The sequence below is a fragment of the Streptomyces mutabilis genome, from assembly GCF_014649815.1.
Classification (GTDB): domain Bacteria; phylum Actinomycetota; class Actinomycetes; order Streptomycetales; family Streptomycetaceae; genus Streptomyces; species Streptomyces mutabilis.
In genome coordinates this window covers 152,527-170,796 of the sequence record NZ_BMTT01000009.1, presented here as the reverse complement: position 1 = coordinate 170,796, position 18,270 = coordinate 152,527, and the positions used below count along the sequence as shown (strand labels likewise).

15 protein-coding genes and 1 pseudogene are annotated in these 18,270 nt (G+C 69.9%); 10 read left to right on the top strand and 6 right to left on the bottom strand.

Going from position 1 to position 18,270, the window contains the following annotated elements:
• Positions 1–180: 180 nt before the first annotated feature.
• On the top strand, positions 181–1,260 hold the full coding sequence (hisC, locus tag IE142_RS20045; protein WP_191887020.1) for a histidinol-phosphate transaminase: 1,080 nt from the start codon (positions 181–183) through the stop codon (positions 1,258–1,260).
• A 39-nt stretch (positions 1,261–1,299) separates the two neighbouring features.
• Here hisC and IE142_RS37540 read toward each other — a convergent pair whose 3' ends face one another.
• Positions 1,300–1,470 carry a hypothetical protein gene (locus IE142_RS37540; RefSeq protein ID WP_306432579.1) on the bottom strand — a complete coding sequence of 57 codons (171 nt, stop codon included), beginning with the start codon at positions 1,468–1,470 and terminating at the stop codon, positions 1,300–1,302.
• A gap of 451 nt (positions 1,471–1,921) precedes the next feature.
• On the opposite strand from IE142_RS37540, the gene IE142_RS20035 reads away from it, so the two are divergent.
• The 4 genes from IE142_RS20035 (at position 1,922) to IE142_RS20020 (ending at position 9,345) form a co-directional block, all read left to right on the top strand.
• Positions 1,922–3,427: a cytochrome ubiquinol oxidase subunit I gene (locus IE142_RS20035; protein ID WP_191887019.1), complete on the top strand. Its 1,506-nt coding sequence runs from the start codon at positions 1,922–1,924 to the stop codon at positions 3,425–3,427.
• A 20-nt stretch (positions 3,428–3,447) separates the two neighbouring features.
• Positions 3,448–4,452 carry a cytochrome d ubiquinol oxidase subunit II gene (gene cydB, locus IE142_RS20030; RefSeq protein ID WP_191887018.1) on the top strand — a complete coding sequence of 335 codons (1,005 nt, stop codon included), beginning with the start codon at positions 3,448–3,450 and terminating at the stop codon, positions 4,450–4,452.
• Between the two features lie 80 nt (positions 4,453–4,532).
• On the top strand, positions 4,533–8,045 hold the full coding sequence (cydD, locus tag IE142_RS20025; RefSeq protein WP_191887017.1) for a thiol reductant ABC exporter subunit CydD: 3,513 nt from the start codon (positions 4,533–4,535) through the stop codon (positions 8,043–8,045).
• A gap of 256 nt (positions 8,046–8,301) precedes the next feature.
• Positions 8,302–9,345 (top strand): M23 family metallopeptidase, encoded by a 1,044-nt coding sequence (locus IE142_RS20020; RefSeq protein WP_191887016.1) that lies wholly within the window; start codon positions 8,302–8,304, stop codon positions 9,343–9,345.
• A gap of 28 nt (positions 9,346–9,373) precedes the next feature.
• On the opposite strand, the gene IE142_RS20015 is transcribed toward IE142_RS20020, so the two are convergent.
• The 5 genes and pseudogenes from IE142_RS20015 to IE142_RS19995 form a co-directional block, all read right to left on the bottom strand.
• Positions 9,374–10,261: a Cof-type HAD-IIB family hydrolase gene (locus IE142_RS20015; RefSeq protein WP_191887015.1), complete on the bottom strand. Its 888-nt coding sequence runs from the start codon at positions 10,259–10,261 to the stop codon at positions 9,374–9,376.
• Between the two features lie 48 nt (positions 10,262–10,309).
• A complete protein-coding gene (locus IE142_RS20010) occupies positions 10,310–11,215 on the bottom strand; it encodes an LLM class flavin-dependent oxidoreductase (RefSeq protein ID WP_191887014.1) in 906 nt (301 codons plus the stop codon).
• Between the two features lie 51 nt (positions 11,216–11,266).
• Positions 11,267–11,725 carry a hypothetical protein gene (locus IE142_RS20005; protein ID WP_191887013.1) on the bottom strand — a complete coding sequence of 153 codons (459 nt, stop codon included), beginning with the start codon at positions 11,723–11,725 and terminating at the stop codon, positions 11,267–11,269.
• A gap of 6 nt (positions 11,726–11,731) precedes the next feature.
• Positions 11,732–12,003 (bottom strand): annotated as a pseudogene (locus IE142_RS20000) (RNA 2'-phosphotransferase); the annotation flags it as partial.
• A 224-nt stretch (positions 12,004–12,227) separates the two neighbouring features.
• Complete coding sequence (locus tag IE142_RS19995) at positions 12,228–13,946, bottom strand: SDR family oxidoreductase (protein ID WP_191887103.1); 1,719 nt, start codon at positions 13,944–13,946, stop codon at positions 12,228–12,230.
• Positions 13,947–14,149: 203 nt separating this feature from the next.
• Here IE142_RS19995 and IE142_RS19990 point away from each other — a divergent pair, with 203 nt between their 5' ends.
• The 5 genes from IE142_RS19990 to IE142_RS19970 all read left to right on the top strand — a co-directional run bounded on the left by IE142_RS19990 (position 14,150) and on the right by IE142_RS19970 (position 18,204).
• Complete coding sequence (locus IE142_RS19990) at positions 14,150–15,112, top strand: ABC transporter ATP-binding protein (protein WP_191887012.1); 963 nt, start codon at positions 14,150–14,152, stop codon at positions 15,110–15,112.
• Positions 15,102–16,010, top strand: a complete 909-nt coding sequence (locus IE142_RS19985; protein ID WP_191887011.1) for an ABC transporter permease — start codon at positions 15,102–15,104, stop codon at positions 16,008–16,010. The genes IE142_RS19990 and IE142_RS19985 overlap by 11 nt, the downstream gene beginning before the upstream one ends.
• Before the next feature lie 52 nt (positions 16,011–16,062).
• Positions 16,063–16,974, top strand: a complete 912-nt coding sequence (locus IE142_RS19980) for an ABC transporter ATP-binding protein (RefSeq protein ID WP_191887010.1) — start codon at positions 16,063–16,065, stop codon at positions 16,972–16,974.
• An 11-nt stretch (positions 16,975–16,985) separates the two neighbouring features.
• Complete coding sequence (locus IE142_RS19975) at positions 16,986–17,705, top strand: ABC transporter permease subunit (RefSeq protein ID WP_043382433.1); 720 nt, start codon at positions 16,986–16,988, stop codon at positions 17,703–17,705.
• 238 nt (positions 17,706–17,943) lie between these two features.
• A complete protein-coding gene (locus IE142_RS19970) occupies positions 17,944–18,204 on the top strand; it encodes an SGM_3592 family protein (RefSeq protein WP_191887102.1) in 261 nt (86 codons plus the stop codon).
• Positions 18,205–18,270: the final 66 nt, after the last annotated feature.

The window sequence follows — 18,270 nt, the reverse complement described above, 5'->3', positions numbered from 1 at the left end:
CGCGAGCCACCGGCGCGTAGATATATGTTCGGCGCGCCCCCCGGATCGTGCGCCTTCGCGTCCTGATGCCCCTGATGCCAGTGTGGCGGATGAGGTCTGCCCTCGCCTATACGCAGCGGCGCCGAATCCTCTTAAGGTGAGAAGTATTCGATGCCGGTGGTGGTCATGAGGAGGACTGCGGTGAGCGAGACGAGCCCCAAGCTGCGCCCCGAGCTGGAAGGGATTCCCACCTACAAGCCGGGCAAGCCCGCCGCGGCCGACGGTCCGGAGGCCTACAAGCTGTCCTCCAACGAGAATCCTTACCCGCCCTTGCCGGGCGTGATGGAAACGGTGACGGCCACGGCCTCGTCCTTCAACCGGTACCCGGACATGGCCTGTACGTCCCTGATGAGCGAGCTTTCGGGCCGTTTCGGTGTGCCCCTCTCCCACCTGGCCACCGGTACCGGTTCGGTCGGTGTGGCACAGCAGCTGATCCAGGCGACCTCGGGGCCGGGCGACGAGGTGATCTACGCCTGGCGCTCGTTCGAGGCGTACCCGATCATCACGCAGATCAGTGGCGCGACCTCGGTGCAGGTGCCTCTCACCCCGGGTGATGTGCACGACTTGGACGCGATGGCGGCCGCGATCACCGACCGGACCCGGCTGATCTTCGTCTGCAACCCGAACAACCCGACAGGCACGGTGGTTCGGCGGGCCGAACTGGAGCGCTTCCTGGACCGGGTGCCCAGTGATGTGCTGGTGGTCCTCGACGAGGCCTACCGAGAGTTCATCCGCAACCCCGAGGTGCCGGACGGCTGTGAGCTGTACCGCGAGCGGCCCAACGTCTGCGTGCTGCGGACCTTCTCGAAGGCGTACGGCCTCGCCGGCCTGCGGGTCGGATTCGCGATCGCCCACGAGCCGGTGGCTGCGGCGCTGCGGAAGACCGCGGTGCCCTTCGGCGTGAGCCAGATCGCGCAGGAGGCGGCGATCGCGTCGTTGCGTGCCGAGGACGAACTGATCGGCCGGGTCGGTTCGCTCGTGTGCGAGCGCACGCGCGTGGTCGACGCACTGTGCGCGCAGGGTTGGACGGTGCCGGAGACCCAGGCGAACTTCGTGTGGCTGCGGCTGGGGGAACGCACGGTCGCGTTCGCGGACGCGTGCGAGCAGGCCGGCGTGGTCATCAGGCCGTTCCCGGGTGAGGGTGTGCGGGTGACGGTCGGAGAGAGCGAAGCGAACGACATCTTCCTGAAGGTGGCGGAGGCGTTCCGCAAGGAGCTGTAGGCGGCTGCAGCGCGCTCGCCGCCGGGCGGTTGTGTGCGCCTACCGCAGGGTCGTAGCAATGGGAGGGGCGGCCCGCTGTGCGTCGACGCGCTCGACGCGTAGCGGGCCGCCGTGGCGCACCGTTGCCAGGAGCCGCGGGTTGTCGTCGAGGCGGCCGAGGACGTCGCAGGGGCTCGCGAGGCGGCGCTCGGCGCCTCGCGAAATCGGCATGGGCCTGTAGGGGAAGCGCCGGGGCATCGCCGTCGGTCCAGAAGGTGACCGTGCCCGGCACCACAACCTGCCGGGCGTCCGTTTCACGTGAAACCGACACACCTTGGAGGAGTGCACCTCTTATCCCCACGTGTGAGCGTATGCGGTGATCGACAGGGCCTCCTAGGGCGAGCGCCTGCACGGTCGGGGTGCCGTCGAGTGCTGCGGTGAGGTGGCCCGCAGGCCATGAGATACGGATCTCCGTGCGGCGGATTCAACAGTATGTAGATGTTTTCGCCATGGGGTTGACGTCACAGGGGACCCCCCTTCCGGTGTCGAAAAGCTGTAGGTCATAATTGCTTGTGAATGTGAACGCGTTCACAAGCGTGCCGGTTGCGCCCGAGTTAGGTGTGACATACACGCACAAACTGCCGCCAACCACGGCGAGTGGCGATGCAAGGAGAGTGACGACGTGGACATGGCTCTGGCGCCGGAGACGCTGGCGCGCTGGCAGTTCGGCATCACGACCGTCTACCACTTTCTGTTCGTCCCCCTGACGATCTCGCTGGCCGCCCTCACGGCAGGCCTGCAGACCGCCTGGGTGCGCACCGAGAAGGAGAAGTACCTCAAGGCGACCAAGTTCTGGGGCAAGCTCTTCCTGATCAACATCGCCATGGGCGTCGTCACCGGCATCGTGCAGGAGTTCCAGTTCGGCATGAACTGGTCCGACTACTCCCGCTTCGTCGGCGATGTCTTCGGCGCCCCGCTCGCCTTCGAAGCGCTGATCGCTTTCTTCTTCGAGTCGACCTTCATCGGCCTGTGGATCTTCGGCTGGGACAAGCTGCCCAAGAAGATCCACCTGGCCTGCATCTGGATGGTCTCGATCGGCACCCTGCTGTCGGCGTACTTCATCCTGGCGGCCAACTCCTGGATGCAGCACCCCGTCGGCTACCGGATCAACGAGGAGAAGGGCCGGGCCGAGCTCACCGACTTCTGGGCCGTCCTGACCCAGAACACCACCCTCAACCAGGTTTTCCACAGCTTTTCTGCGGCCTTCCTGACGGGCGGCGCCTTCATGGTGGGCATCGCCGCCTTCCACATGATGCGCAAGAAGCACATCCCGGTGATGCGGACCTCGCTCCGGCTCGGCCTCGTCACCCTGGCGGTCGGTGGCATCCTCACCGCGGTCAGCGGCGACACCCTCGGCAAGGTCATGTACGAGCAGCAGCCGATGAAGATGGCCGCCGCCGAGGCCCTCTGGGACGGCGAGGCACCGGCGCCCTTCTCCATCTTCGCCTACGGGGACGTCGACGAGGGACACAACAAGGTCGCCCTGGAGGTCCCCGGGCTGCTGTCCTTCCTCGCCCACAGCGACTTCGACTCGTACGTGCCCGGCATCAACGACACCAACGAGGCCCTGCGGGAAAAGTTCGGTCCCGGTGACTACAAGCCCATCGTTCCCGTCGCCTACTGGGGTTTCCGGTGGATGATCGGTTTCGGTATGGCGTCCTTCTCCCTCGGCCTGCTGGGCCTGTGGCTGACGCGGAAGCGATTCCTGCTGCCGGCGGCCCTGCGGACCGGGGAGGACGAGGTGCCGCACCTGGTCCTGCTGCGCAAGCCGCTCGGCACCAGGCTCAGCCGTCTGTACTGGCTCCTGGCGCTCTGGACGATGGCGTTCCCGCTGATCGCCAACTCCTGGGGCTGGATCTTCACCGAGATGGGCCGTCAGCCCTGGGTCGTCTACGGGGTGATGCAGACGCGCGACGCGGTCTCCCCCGGCGTCTCCACGGCCGAGGTCATCACCTCGATGTCCGTCTTCACCCTGCTGTACGCCGTCCTGGCCGTCATCGAGGTCAAGCTGCTCGCCAAATACGTCAAGGCGGGCCCGCCCGAGCTCAGTGAAGCCGACCTCAACCCGCCCACGAAGATCGGCGGCGACCTCCGTGACGCCGACAAGCCGATGGCCTTCTCGTACTAGGCCGAGGGAGCTGCACAGTCATGGAACTGCACGACGTCTGGTTCGTCTTGATCGCCGTCCTGTGGACCGGCTACTTCTTCCTGGAGGGCTTCGACTTCGGGGTCGGTGTGCTCACCAAGCTGCTCGCCCGGAACAGGGCCGAGAAGCGGGTTCTGATCAACACCATCGGCCCCGTCTGGGACGGCAACGAGGTGTGGCTGCTCACGGCCGGTGGCGCCACCTTCGCGGCCTTTCCGGAGTGGTACGCCACGCTCTTCTCCGGCTTCTACCTCCCCTTGCTGGCCATCCTGGTCTGCCTGATCGTCCGGGGTGTCGCCTTCGAGTACCGGGTGAAGCGGCCCGAGGAGCGCTGGCAGCGCAACTGGGAGACCGCAGTCTTCTGGACCTCGCTGATTCCGGCGTTCCTCTGGGGAGTGGCCTTCGGCAACATCGTCCGCGGCGTGAAGATCGATCGGGACCTGGAGTACGTCGGTTCGGTCTGGGACCTGCTCAACCCGTACGCCCTCCTCGGCGGCCTGGTCACCCTGACGCTGTTCACCTTCCACGGAACGGTGTTCACGGCGCTCAAGACCGTCGGTGAGATCCGCGAGCGAGCCCGGACCCTGGCCCTGCGCGTCGGTTTGATCGCCGCCGTGCTCGCCCTCGCCTTCCTGGTCTGGACACAGGCCGCCAGCGGCGACGGCAAGAGCCTGGTGGCCCTCGTGGTGGCAGTTGCCGCCCTGGTCGTCGCGCTGACGGCGAACCAGGCAGGGCGGGAGGGATGGTCGTTCGCCCTGTCCGGCGTCACCATCGTGGCCGCCGTGGCGATGTTCTTCCTGACGCTCTTTCCCAATGTCATGCCGTCCACGCTCGACGCGGACTGGAGCCTCACCGTCACCAACGCCTCGTCCAGCGCCTACACCCTGAAGATCATGACCTGGCTGGCCGCGGTCGCCACGCCTCTCGTCCTGCTCTACCAGGGCTGGACGTACTGGGTGTTCCGCAAGCGGATCGGTACCCAGCACATCGCCGAAACCGCGCACTGAGTCCGGCGGGGTGTGTTTCACGTGCCATGGCCTTCTGTTCCACGTGAAACGCACCCTCCGGACGGGAGGGCATGTTTCACGTGAAACCCATTGACCCACGTCTCCTGCGGTACGCCCGCGCCACCCGACTCTTCCTGACGGCAGTCGTCGTACTGGGCGCCGTCAGGGCCGGACTGCTCGTCGCGCAGGCGATGCTCATCGCCGAGGTGGTGGTGGGTGCCTTTCAGCACGGAATGACGGCAGCCGAACTCCGCACCCCCCTGATGCTCCTGGTGGCTGTCGCCTGCGGTCGCGCGCTGGTCGGCTGGCTCACCGAACTGGCCGCGCACCGGGCCAGCGCGGCGGTCAAGTCGGAGCTGCGCGGCCGGCTGTTGGAGCGAGCCACCGCACTCGGTCCCGGCCGGCTGAGCGGGCAGCGGACCGGATCGCTGGTCGCCCTGGCCACGCGTGGAGTCGACGCCCTCGACGACTATTTCTCGCGCTACCTGCCCCAGCTGGGGCTCGCTGTGGTCGTACCGGTCGCGGTGCTGGCCCGTATCGTCACCGAGGACTGGGTCTCCGCCGCCATCATCGTCGGCACCCTGCCGCTCATACCGATCTTCATGGTGCTGATCGGCTGGGCCACGCAGTCCCGGATGGACCGCCAATGGCGGCTGCTGTCGCGGCTGTCCGGGCACTTCCTCGATGTGGTCGCCGGACTGCCGACGCTGAAGGTCTTCGGACGGGCAAAGGCGCAGGCCGAGTCGATCAAGCGCATCACAGGTGAGTACCGGCAGGCGACCATGCGGACCCTGCGGATCACCTTCCTGTCGTCCTTCGCGCTGGAACTTCTGGCCACGCTCTCCGTGGCTCTCGTCGCCGTCACCATCGGCATGCGACTCGTCCACGGGGACATGGCCCTCTACGACGGCCTGGTCGTGCTCGTGCTCGCGCCCGAGGCATATCTGCCACTGAGGCAGGTCGGAGCCCAGTACCACGCGGCGGCGGAGGGCCTCGCCGCCGCCGAGGAGATCTTCTCCGTGCTGGAGCGGCCGGTACCGGCCGCGGGAACCGGTCCGGTGCCGGACGGCGGCGCCCTGGCGTTCGAGGGCGTGACCGTCCGTTATCCCGGACGAGCCACAGACGCCGTGACGGACGCGAGCTTCACTGTCGAACCCGGTGAGACGGTCGCCCTGGTCGGCCCGAGCGGGGCGGGCAAGTCGACGCTACTCAGCACTCTGCTCGGCTTCGTGCGCCCGACCGGGGGGCGAATCCGCGTCGGGGGAGCCGACCTCACCGACCTGGACCTAGAGCAGTGGCACGCCCGCGTCGCCTGGGTGCCGCAGCATCCGCACCTGTACGCGGGCACCATCGCCGAGAACGTGCGACTGGCGCGGCCCGACGCCGACGACGACGCCGTACGGCGCGCGCTGCGGGACGCGGACGCGCTGGCGTTCGTCGATGCGCTGCCCGATGGAGCGGCGACGGTGCTCGGCGAGGGTGGCAGCGGACTGTCCGCCGGGCAGCGGCAGCGACTGGCGCTGGCCCGGGCGTTCCTCGCCGACCGACCCGTGCTGCTGCTCGACGAGCCGACGGCCGCCCTGGACGGTGCCACTGAGACCGAGATCGTGGCCGCCGTGCGCAGACTGGCCAAAGGACGGACGGTTCTGCTGGTCGTGCACCGGCCGGCCCTGCTGGAAGTGGCCGACCGGGTGGTTCGGCTGGAGGAGACGCCGTCGCGCGCCGGGGCGACCGAAGGCGCCGACGAGGCCGACGGGGCGGCACCGGCTGCGCGCCGGGGAGATGTCGCTGACGGCCTTGCCCGAGCGGCCCTCGACGCGCCGGCCACCGGGACGGAGGCCGGAGGCGGTGTCCTCGCCAGGGTGCGTGCCATGTCATCCGCCCGGCGCGGGCGGCTGGCTCTCGCACTGCTGCTCAGCAGCCTGGCGCTCGGCAGCGCCGTCGGACTGATGGCCACCTCCGGGTACCTCATCTCGCGCGCGTCCGAGCAGCCCCCGGTGCTGTATCTGATGGTGGCCGTGACGGCGACGCGCGCCTTCGGGATCGGGCGTGCCGTCTTCCGTTACGCCGAGCGGCTCGTGTCCCACGACGCCGTCCTCCGGATGCTGGCCGACACCCGGGTCGCCGTGTACCGGCGACTGGAGCGACTGGCACCCGCCGGACTGCGCCACAGCCGCCGGGGGGACCTGCTGTCCCGGCTCGTCGCCGATGTCGACGCCCTGCAGGACTACTGGCTGCGCTGGCTGCTGCCCGCCGGTTCCGCGGCGGTCGTCTCCGTCGCGTCCATCGGTTTCACCGCCTGGCTGCTGCCGGAGGCGGGCGTCGTGCTGGCCATCGGTCTGCTGGCGGCCGGAGCCGGGGTCCCGCTGGTCACCGGCGCCGTGGCACGGCGGGCCGAACACAGGCTGGCGCCCGCCCGTGGCGTGCTCGCCACCCGGGTGACCGACCTGCTCACCGGCACCGCCGAACTTACCGTCGCCGGCGCTCTGCCAGCGCGGGCCGCCGAGGCCCGCCGGGCGGATGGCGCGCTCACCCGGATCGCCTCGCGCGCCGCCACCGCCACCGCGCTCGGCGACGGGCTCACCGCTTTGATCTCCGGCCTGACCGTCGCGGGCGCCGCTCTCGTCGGTGTCCAGGCGGTCGCCGACGGCCGGCTCGCCGGGGTGGCCGTGGCCGTCGTGGTACTCACCCCGCTCGCCGCCTTCGAGGCCGTACTCGGGCTGCCGCTGGCCGTGCAGTACCGCCAGCGGGTCCGCAGGAGCGCGGAGCGCGTACACGAGGTGCTCGACGCTCCCATGCCCGTGCGGGAGCCGGAGACGCCCCGGCAGGCGCCCCCGTCGCCGTTCCCCGTCGTCATCGAGGGACTGACCGCCCGGCACGCCGGGCAGAACCGGGACGCTCTGTCGGGGCTCGACCTGACCCTGGCTAAGGGCCGCCGCATCGCCGTGGTCGGCCGGTCCGGGTCCGGCAAAACGACGCTGGCCCAGGTGCTGCTGAGGTTCCTCGACGCGGACGCGGGCTCCTACACGCTGGCCGGTGTGGACGCCCACGCCCTGGCCGGCGACGACGTGCGGCGGCTCGTCGGGCTGTGCGCCCAGGACGCGCACCTCTTCGACAGTTCGGTGCGTGAGAACCTGCTCCTTGCCAGGAAGGGCGCTTCCGAGGACGAACTGCGCGACGCGCTGGGGCGAGCCCGGCTGCTGGAGTGGGCCGCCGGCTTGCCCGACGGCCTGGACACTCCAGTCGGGGAACATGGGGCCCGGCTCTCCGGCGGTCAGCGTCAGCGGCTGGCACTCGCCCGGGCGCTGCTCGCGGACTTCCCGGTCCTGGTCCTGGACGAGCCCGCCGAGCACCTGGACCTGGCGACCGCCGATGCGCTCACCACCGATCTGCTGGCGGCCACCGAGGGCCGTACCACCCTCCTGATCACGCACCGGCTGGCAGGTCTGGAGGCCGTCGACGAGGTGATCGTGCTGGACGAAGGCCGGGTCGTGCAGCGGGGGGCTCACGCGGAACTGGCCGCCGTGCCGGGGCCGTTGCGGACCATGGCCGAGCGGGAGGCGAAGGCGGAACCGCTGGTGGGAGCACGGTGACCGGCAGACGGGAACCGAGGGGCCGTGGAATGCCGCGGCCCCCCGATTCCCTGAATTCAGGACATTCTCAGTGGATCCGACTTCCCTGAACGGTGTTCGCGCAGCGGCACGGCGGTCCTGTGGGAGGCCCCGTACTGGGTGCGCCGCCGCGTTGCCCCATGTGCAGCAGCGGCACTGCGCCGTGTGCAGCAACAGGTCCCCCACTCGTACGACCTGAACGAGACCCCGCGCACCCGCAAGGTCCACGATCGCTGACATGCGCTCACCTCGCCGACATCCGCTGCTGGTTCCGGTGCTGCTGTGTGCGCTCGCCGTGCTCGCCGCCCGTCCCACGGACGGCATGGACGGGGACGGTGGATCCGGCACCGGCACGCAGGTGGCGCGGCTGTACGCGGACGCGGCCAGGGCCACCCGGCAGTACGAGGACGGGCGGCGCGAGGCCGAGGCGCAACGGTCGAAGGCCCTGGAGTACGAGAAGCGTCTCGACCGGCAGCGGCAGAAGATCGACGCCATGCACGAGGACCTGGGCCGGATCGCCAGCGCGCAGTATCGCGGTGCAGGCAGCCTCCCGCTCACCGCGCAGATGCTGCTGGCCGACGATCCCGACGGATGGATGCGCGGTCAGCGCGTCCTGGACCGCGCCGACATGGCCGTGAACAACGCCATCGGCCGGAGTCTGCGGGCCGAGGCGCGGTTGGCCGCCGACGAGGCCAAGGCGCGGGCCACCTGGCGGGCGTTGGAGGAACGCAACGCGGATCTGGCCGAGTTGAAGAAGGAGATCGAAGGCAAGCTCGAGGCGGCGCGGGCGCACCTGGATGGGGTGGCGGACGCCTCGGTCTCGGCCGGCTCCTGCCCCGGCGCCGTCCGCCCCGGCCCGCCCGACACGGACTTCGGCCGGGACTGGGTCGCGCCCGTCGAGACGTACACGCTGTCGGCGTCCTTCGGCAGCGGCGGTGCCCGCTGGGCGAACCGGCACACCGGCCAGGACTTCGCGGTGCCGGTCGGGACACCGGTGCGGTCGGTCGGTGCGGGACGGGTGGTGAAGGTCTCCTGTGGCGGCGCCTTCGGCATGCAGGTCGTGGTTAAGCATGCCGGCGGCTACTACACGCAGTACGCCCATCTCGCCGCGGTCGCCGTCGACCAGGGCGACCGGGTCCGTCCCGGCCAGTGGGTCGGTCAGTCGGGCAGCACCGGCAACTCCACCGGGCCGCATCTGCACTTCGAGGTGCGGGTGACACCGGAGATGGGCTCGGCCCTGGACCCGGTGCCCTGGCTGTCACAGCGTGGGGTGGCCCTGTGACAGCACCGGGCAAGGCTGCGGGCGCTCGCTAAGGCAAGTCCGCCAGAATCCGCTCGATGACCACGGCAACCCCGTCATCGTTGTTGGCGACCGTCCGCCCCGACGCGGCGGCGATCACGTCCGGGTGCGCGTTGCCCATCGCGTACGACCGTCCCGCCCAGGTCAGCATGTCGACGTCGTTCGGCATGTCGCCGAAGGCGACGACCTCCTCGTGCGAGATCCCGCGCTCGGCGCAGCACAGGGCGAGTGTGCTGGCCTTGGAGACGTCCGGACCGCTGATCTCCAGCAGGGCGCTGGAGCTGGACCGGGTGACGTTGGCGCGGTCGCCGATGGCGAGGCGGGCCAGCGAGAGGAAACCGTCGGGGTCCAGTTCGGGGTGGAAGGCAAGGATCTTCAGGACCGGCTCGGCGGCGGCGCGGCCGCCCGGGGCCAGGATCTCCTCGGCGGGCAGGAGGTCGTCGGGGACCTCCGTGTGCAGCTTCGGGTACGCCGGCTCCTGGTGGAACCCGTACGTCTGCTCGACCGCGTACACCGTGCCGGGCGCCGCCTCGCGCAGCAGCCGTACGGTGTCCAGCGCGTTCTCCCTGGCCAGCTCGCGGACCTTCACGAATCGGTGCGCACCGGGGCCGCCGTGGAGGTCGACCACGGCGGCGCCGTTGCCGCAGATGGCGAGTCCGTGTCCGTGGACATGGGCACTGACGACATCCATCCAGCGGGCGGGGCGGCCGGTGACGAAGAAGACCTCGATGCCCGCCTTCTCGGCGGCGGCCAGTGCGGCGACCGTGCGCGGGGAGACCGACTTGTCGTCCCGCAGCAGGGTGCCGTCGAGGTCGGTGGCGATGAGCCGCGGGTGGAGGGCGGCGGCCGGGGGCTCGGGCTGTCGGGTCGTCGAGGTCACCCGGTCATTGTCCCGCATATGCCTGCACGCCCGTGCGCGACTCCGCACATCTGTGAGCCACGGCTCTCATGCCCGCAGCTGTGCCAGGGACTCCGTGGCGATCCGCTCGAAGACCTTCTCGTCTGCCGTGAAGTCCGAATCCGGGATCGGCCAGTGGACGACGAATTCGGTGAAGCCCAGGTCACGGTGGCGGCCGGCGAAGTCGACGAAGGCGTCCACGGACTCCAGCGGCCGACTGCGGTCCGGCGTGAAGCCGGTGAGCAGGACCTTGTCGAGCTCGCCCACGTCCCGGCCGATGGCGGCGCAGGCGTCGGCGAGCTTGTCGGCCTGTGCCCGCAGGGCCCGGTCCGACTGCTCGGGAGTTCCGTGCTCGAAGAGCTTCGGCTCACCGGTGGTCACCCATGCCTGGCCGTACTGCGCTGCCAGTCGCAGGCCGCGCGGCCCGGTCGCGGCCACCGCGAACGGTAGCCGGGGCCGCTGCACACACCCCGGGATGTTGCGGGCCTCGTGGGCCGAGTAGAAGTCGCCCTCGTACGACACCGCGTCCTCGGTCAGCAGCCGGTCCAGCAGTGGCAGGAACTCGGCGAACCGGTCCGCCCGCTCACGCGGCGTCCACGGCTTCTGGCCGAGCGCGGTGGCGTCGAAGCCGGTACCGCCCGCTCCTATGCCGAGCATGACCCGGCCGCCGGAGATGTCGTCCAGGGAGATCAGCTCCTTGGCGAGCGTCACCGGGTGCCGGAAGTTGGGGGAGGTCACCAGAGTGCCGAGGCGCAGTCGCTCGGTGGCGGACGCAGCGGCGGTGAGTGTGGGAACGGCACCGAACCACGGGCCGTCCCGGAAACTCCGCCAGGACAGGTGGTCATAGGTGTACGCGGTGTGGAAACCGAGCTGCTCGGCGCGTGTCCAGGTCGAACGGCCGCCCTCGTGCCAGCGGCGGTACGGGAGGATCACGGTGCTCAGGCGCAGGGTCATGCCTCCGAGCCTAAGCGGCTGCCGGGGTTTCACGTGAAACACTCACGGGCGTCACCGCATGCGGCTGCTCAGCCACGGGGTGAGCAGGATCATCGGCACGAACTCTTTGTGAGTGCGGTCGCCCGACAGCGGCACGATCAGGCGGTAGGCCGGTGGGAAGCGGCGCCCCTTGACGTAGGCGAGACCGCCGAAGACGGAGCGCAGGAACGCGGGTACGTCATCCCGCGGGATGTCGGGGCACTCGACGCCCTCGACGTCGATGAGGGCGTCGCCCTCGTGGAAGAGCCGGACGCTCACCCGAGGTACCCCGCCGAACTCGACGAAGGCCTCATGAGGGAGGGAACCGTCGGTGTCGACGACCACTCCCACCCCCGCGGCGCTGCGGCGGGAGGTCTGGTCGGCGCCGATGTCGTCGGTGACCTCGATCTCCAGCGCGTAGTCCTCGGCTATGGCGCGGAGGGCGGTGACGGCGGCTTGGGTGGTGGGCAACTGCTGCATGCCGCCGATCATGCGGGATCAGTGCCGGGCGGGAAAGCGCAGATACCGTGGCGGTACTGCCTTCGTCAGCCGGACCCCGTTGACGCTGACATGGAAGACATGGCCGTCGTGGTGCATGGCGGCGGAGTCCGACAGCACGACCGACCGCGGCGGGCGCCGACCCGGGTCGCGGTCTCGCGGTCCGGTGAGAGATGCACATCGTGCCGGTTCATCGGCCGCAGCCCCTCGGTGCGGATGGCGTCCAGATACCGGGTGACGGTCCCGTGGTAAAGGTACGGCGGCGGGGTCGCGGGGGCAGTCAGATGCTTCGACAGGTACTTGGACACCTTCACGGTGCGTCTCTCGTCCGTGCGTTCCTGGTGCATGGAGTCAGCCTGCCGAGAGAGACACACGTCACGCGACCGATTATGGTTTCGATGTTTGATCCACAGTCAAGTGCGGTTATCCACAGGCAGATTGGGCCCTCCTGTGGAAACTAGACCGGCGGATACACCCGAGCGGCTTTCCTCAACACTCACGGAAAGAAGCGGGACATGAGGTGAGCACCCCGTGCCTCCGGCGTCACCGGCACCACGGCCCGGTTGTGCGCGACCGCCCTTAGGACGGCGTCGGCGACCTTTTCCGGCGGATGGTTGCGCAGTCCGTACAGCCGTGCCGTGCGCCGCTGCAGCCGCTTCTCCTCTTCGGCGCCGACGCCCGCGAAGCGCGCCGTCGATGTGATGTCGGTCTCGACGAGGCCGGGGCAGATCGCCGTGACGCCGATCCCCCGCTCGGCCAGTTCGGCGCGCAGACACTCGCTGAGCGTCAGCACGGCCGCCTTCGAGGTGCTGTAGGCGGGCAGTGCCCGGGAGGGCAGGAACGCCGCCGCCGACGCGATGTTGACGATGTGGCCACCCTGCCCGCGTGCGGCCATCCGCCCGCCGAACAGGCGGCAGCCGTGGATCACGCCCCACAGGTTGACGTCCAGGACCTTCTTCCAGTCCTGCGGTGTGGTGTCGAGGAAGGAGCCCGACAGGCCGATCCCGGCGTTGTTCACCAGAATGTCCACCACGCCGTACTCGGCGGTGACCTTGGCCGCGAGGTCCTCCATGGCCCGCTCGTCGGAAACGTCGACGGTCCCGGCCCAGGCCGACGGCGCGCCGATCAGCCGGGACAGCTCCGCGGTGCGGACGGCGGCCTCGGCGTTGCGGTCGACGGCCACCACGCGGGCGCCGGCCTCGGCGAACGCCAGCGCGGTCGCCCGCCCGATGCCGGCTCCCGCTCCCATGACCAGCACCAGCTGCCCGCCGAAGCGATCGGCGTGCTTCCCGCTCGCTGCGGTTCCGGGCCGTCCTGCGTCGACGGCGGTGACGAACTCCGTGATCCAGCCCGCCAGCCGGTCCGGCCGGGTCCGCGGCACCCAGTGCTTGGCGGGCAGTGTGCGGCGGGCCAGCCGCGGCACCCACCGCTCCAGCTCGTCGTAGAGCCGCTCGGAGAGGAAGGCGTCCTCCAACGGCGTGATGAGCTGTACCGGGGCGTGCGCGTGGACGTCATCGCGCGGGCGACGCAGCCGGGGCCGGACGTTGTCCCGGTACAGCCACACCCCGTGTGCCGCGTCCGTCGGCAGCGAAGAGGTCGGGTAGTCACCGGCGGGCACCTTCTCGACACGCCGCAGGATGCCCGGCCAGAGCCTGCCGAGCGGTCCGCGCCAGGCCAGTTCGGGCAGTACCGGCGCGTGCAGCAGGTACACGTACCAGGACTTGGCGCCCTGGCCGAGGAGCTGGCCCACCCGACGCGGGGTGGGGCGCCTCAGGCGTTTGTTGATCCAGTGCCCGAAATGGTCGAGAGACGGTCCGGACATCGAGGTGAAGGACGCGATGCGGCCCTCGGTCCGCTCGACCGTGACGAACTCCCAGGACTGCACCGAGCCCCAGTCGTGGCCCACCAGGTGCACGGGCCGGTCCGGGCTGACCGCGTCCGCGACGGCCAGGAAGTCGTCCGTCAACTTCTCCAGCGTGAACCCGCCGCACAGTGGGCTCGGCGCCGTGGATCGGCCGTGGCCCCGGACGTCGTAGAGGACCACGTGGAAGCGGTCGGCGAGGCGGGCGGCCACCTCGGACCAGACTTCCTTGCTGTCCGGATAGCCGTGCACGAGGACGATCGTAGGGTGGAGCGGATCGCCCAGCTCGGCCACGCACAGTTCCACCTCGCCCGAGCGCACCCAGCGCTGCCGCGCACCGTCCAGCACCGTGATCTCCCCTCCGACGGCGACGCCGCCGAATCTCCCAGCTGTTAGACCCTGCGTCAATAGGTCGTGGGGCGAGGCTCCTGCACCCCGTCCCGTAGCACTCAGGCACGGCATCCCCTACGGGCCCGTACTACTCGAGGCTGACGCGAAGACGGCTCTCCGGTCTGACGACCGCAGTGGCGCCCGTCACTACTGTCATGGATGTGACTGTGATCGCGACCGAAAGCCTGAGCAAGCGGTTCCCCCGGGTGACCGCGCTCGACCGGCTCTCCGTGGACGTCGGACCCGGTGTGACCGGACTCGTCGGGGCCAACGGCGCCGGCAAGTCCACCCTGATCAAGATCCTTCTGGGTCTGTCTCCCGCCACCGAGGGCCGGGCCGAAGTGCTCGGACTCGATGTCGCCACCAAGGGCGCCGACATCCGCGAGCGAGTCGGCTACATGCCGGAACACGACTGCCTGCCACCCGACGTCTCGGCCACCGAGTTCGTCGTCCACATGGCGCGCATGTCCGGCCTGCCGCCCACCGCCGCCCGCGAGCGCACGGCGGACACCCTGCGCCACGTCGGCCTGTACGAGGAGCGCTACCGTCCCATCGGCGGCTACTCCACCGGCATGAAACAGCGCGTGAAACTGGCGCAGGCCCTGGTCCACGACCCCCAGCTGGTCTTCCTCGACGAGCCGACCAACGGCCTCGACCCGGTCGGCCGCGACGAGATGCTCGGCCTCATCCGCCGCATCCACACCGACTTCGGCATCTCCGTCCTGGTCACCTCACATCTGCTGGGCGAACTGGAACGCACCTGCGACCACGTCGTCGTCGTGGACGGCGGAAAGCTGCTGCGCTCCAGTTCCACCACCGACTTCACCCAGACCACGACGACCCTGGCGATCGAGGTCACCGACACCGACGAGCACCCCGACGGCACCCGCGCGGTGCGCGACGCGCTCCACGCGCGCGGCGTGACCGTCCAGGACGGCAGCGGCCTGCCGGGCGCCGGCCATGTCCTGCTACTCACCGCGTCGGGCGAGGAGACCTACGACCTGGTCCGGGACGTCATCGCCGACCTCGGCCTAGGCCTGGTGCGCATGGAACAGCGCCGGCACCACATCTCGGAGGTCTTCAAGGACAGCGACGCAGAACGGAAGGAGGCGGTCGGCCATGGCAACTGAGCAGCCCGTAGCCACTGCGGCGGGTGACCAGACCCGCATCCACAACATCGGCTACCGCAACTACGACGGCCCCCGCCTCGGCCGCGCCTACGCCCGCCGGTCGCTTTACTCGCAGTCCCTGCGCGGTGCCTACGGCCTCGGCCGCTCGGCGAAGTCCAAGATCCTGCCGATGCTGCTGTTCGTGGTGATGTGCCTGCCCGCGGCCATCATGGTCGCCGTGGCCGTCGCCACCAAGGCGAACGACCTGCCGCTGGACTACACCCGCTACGCGATCGTCCTCCAGGCCGTGATCAGCCTCTACGTCGCCTCGCAGGCCCCCCAGTCGGTCTCCCGTGATCTGCGCTTCAAGACCGTACCGCTGTACTTCTCACGGCCCATCGAGACGGCCGACTACGTACGCGCCAAGTACGCGTCGCTGGCCTCCGCCCTGTTCATCCTCACCGCCGCGCCGCTGCTGGTGCTCTACGTGGGCGCGCTGCTCGCCGAACTCGACTTCGCGGACCAGACCAAGGGATTCGCACAGGGACTCGTCTCCGTGGCACTGCTTTCGCTTCTCTTCGCCGGCCTCGGCCTGGTCGTCGCGTCGGTCACCCCGCGCCGCGGCTTCGGCATCGCGGCCGTCATCGCCGTCTTGACCATCACCTACGGCGCGGTCTCCACGCTCCAGGCCATCGCGGACGTCCAGGGCAGCACGGGCGCCGTCGCCTGGATCGGCCTCTTCTCCCCGATCACCCTCATCGACGGTGTCCAGTCGGCCTTCCTGGGCGCCACCTCGGCCTTCCCCGGCGGGGTCGGCCCGAGCAACACAGAGGGCGCGGTCTACGTCCTCGTCACCCTCGGTTTGATCGCCGGCGCCTACGGCCTGCTGATGCGCCGCTACAAGAAGGTGGGACTGTGACCACGCCCGTCCCGTCGCCCGCCACCACCCTTCCAAGGAACGGGCTGCGCCCATGAGCACTCTCTCCATCGACCACGTCTCCCGCTGGTTCGGCAACGTGGTCGCCGTCAACGACGTCACCATGACGATCGGCCCCGGCGTCACCGGCCTGCTCGGCCCCAACGGCGCGGGGAAGTCCACCCTCATCAACATGATGGGCGGCTTCCTGGCTCCCTCCACCGGCAGCGTCACCCTCGACGGACAGCCCGTGTGGCGCAACGAGGCCATCTACCGGCACATCGGCATCGTCCCCGAGCGGGAGGCGATGTACGACTTCCTGACCGGCCGCGAGTTCGTCCTCGCCAACGCCGAACTGCACGGCCTCGGCGCCAAGGCGGCGCAGCAGGCGCTCGCCACGGTCGAAATGGAGTACGCGCAGGACCGCAAGATCGCCACCTACTCCAAGGGCATGCGGCAGCGCGTGAAGATGGCCAGCGCCCTCGTGCACAACCCCTCCCTGCTCCTGCTCGACGAGCCGTTCAACGGCATGGACCCGCGCCAGCGCATGCAGCTGATGGACCTGCTGCGGCGCATGGGCGACGAGGGCCGCACTGTGCTGTTCTCTTCGCACATCCTCGAAGAGGTCGAGCAGCTCGCCTGGCACATCGAGGTGATCGTCGCCGGGCGGCACGCGGCCAGCGGTGACTTCCGCAAGATCCGCCGCCTGATGACCGACCGGCCTCACCGCTACCTGGTGCGCTCCAGCGACGACCGGGCCCTCGCGGCGGCGCTGATCGCCGACCCGTCGACGTCCGGCATCGAGGTCGACCTCACCGAAGGCGCTCTGCGCATCCAGGCCGTCGACTTCGGCCGTTTCACGGCCCTACTGCCCAAGGTCGCCCGCGACCACGGCATCCGGCTGCTCATGGTCTCGCCGTCCGACGAGTCCCTCGAGTCCGTCTTCTCGTACCTCGTCGCGGCGTAGGAGGCCGAAGAATGTACGACCCCACAGTCGCCCGGCTCACCTACCGAGCCCTGCTCGGCCGCCGCCGGGCCCTCATCCTTGGCGCCCTGCCCCTGCTGTTGCTGGTCATCGCCGTGGCGGTGCGCGCGCTCGCCGGAGCCGACGACCAGACCTCGGCGGACGTGCTCGGCGGATTCGCGCTCGCCACCATGGTGCCGATCATCGGCGTCATCGCCGGCACCGGCGCCATCGGCCCGGAGATCGACGACGGCTCGGTGGTGTACCTGCTGTCCAAGCCGATCAAACGGCCGACGATCATCTTCACCAAGCTGATCGTCGCCATCGCCGTGACGATGGTCTTCTCCGCCGTGCCCACGCTCCTCGCCGGACTGATCCTCAACGGCAACGGCCAGCAGGTCGCCGTCGCCTACACGATCGCCGCGCTCGTCGCCTCCATCGCCTACGCGGCACTGTTCCTGCTGCTGGGCACGGTGTCCCGGCACGCGGTGGTCTTCGGGCTGGTCTACGCCCTCGTCTGGGAGGCGCTGTTCGGCTCCCTGGTCCCCGGCGCCCGCACGCTGAGCGTCCAGCAGTGGTCGCTGGCGGTGGCCCAGAAGGTGGCCGACGGAAACCTCGTCACCTCCGACGTCGGCCTGCCGACCGCGACGGTGCTGCTGGCAGCGGTCACCGTGCTTGCCACCTGGTACGCCGGTCAGAAGCTGCGGTCGCTGACGCTCGCCGGGGAGGAGTGACCTGACGGGGCCTTGACCTCGGCCCGGGCACACTGGGCCGAGGCACAAGCGGTGGAAACACACGGGGAAAGCAGGGCTGGGAGGAACCGGAATGGCGGACCAGGCACCTCGACGGGACGAGCACGAGCAGCCGCAGCACGGCCTCGCCTCAGACGCTCCGAACGACTCCGATACGACCGGTGCCGTTCCCCACGGCACCGCTCCGACCGGTGCGGCCACCGGCAACGCTCCGACCGGCATTGCTCCGACCGGCGACGCTCCGGCCGATGACGAGCCCCGTGGCCAGGGACGTGACGGTCGCGACGACCCCTGGGACGGCCTCGTCCTGGACGAGGAGTTCATACGCGACGCCGGAAGCTCCGAGCCGTCGGCCCGCGCCCGGATGCTGTCCGCCCGCTGGCGCCGGGAACAGCCGGAACCCCAGCCGTGGCGCTCCGACGAGCCGCCCGCCGGGTGGTTCTTCAGCAAGGGCCGACGCCGCAGGTGGCGACGGCGGTAAAGCGCCGTACGTCCGCTTTTAATCGGTGGCGCTCGGCTTTCCGCACCGGCACTGTGGTGCGTGCAC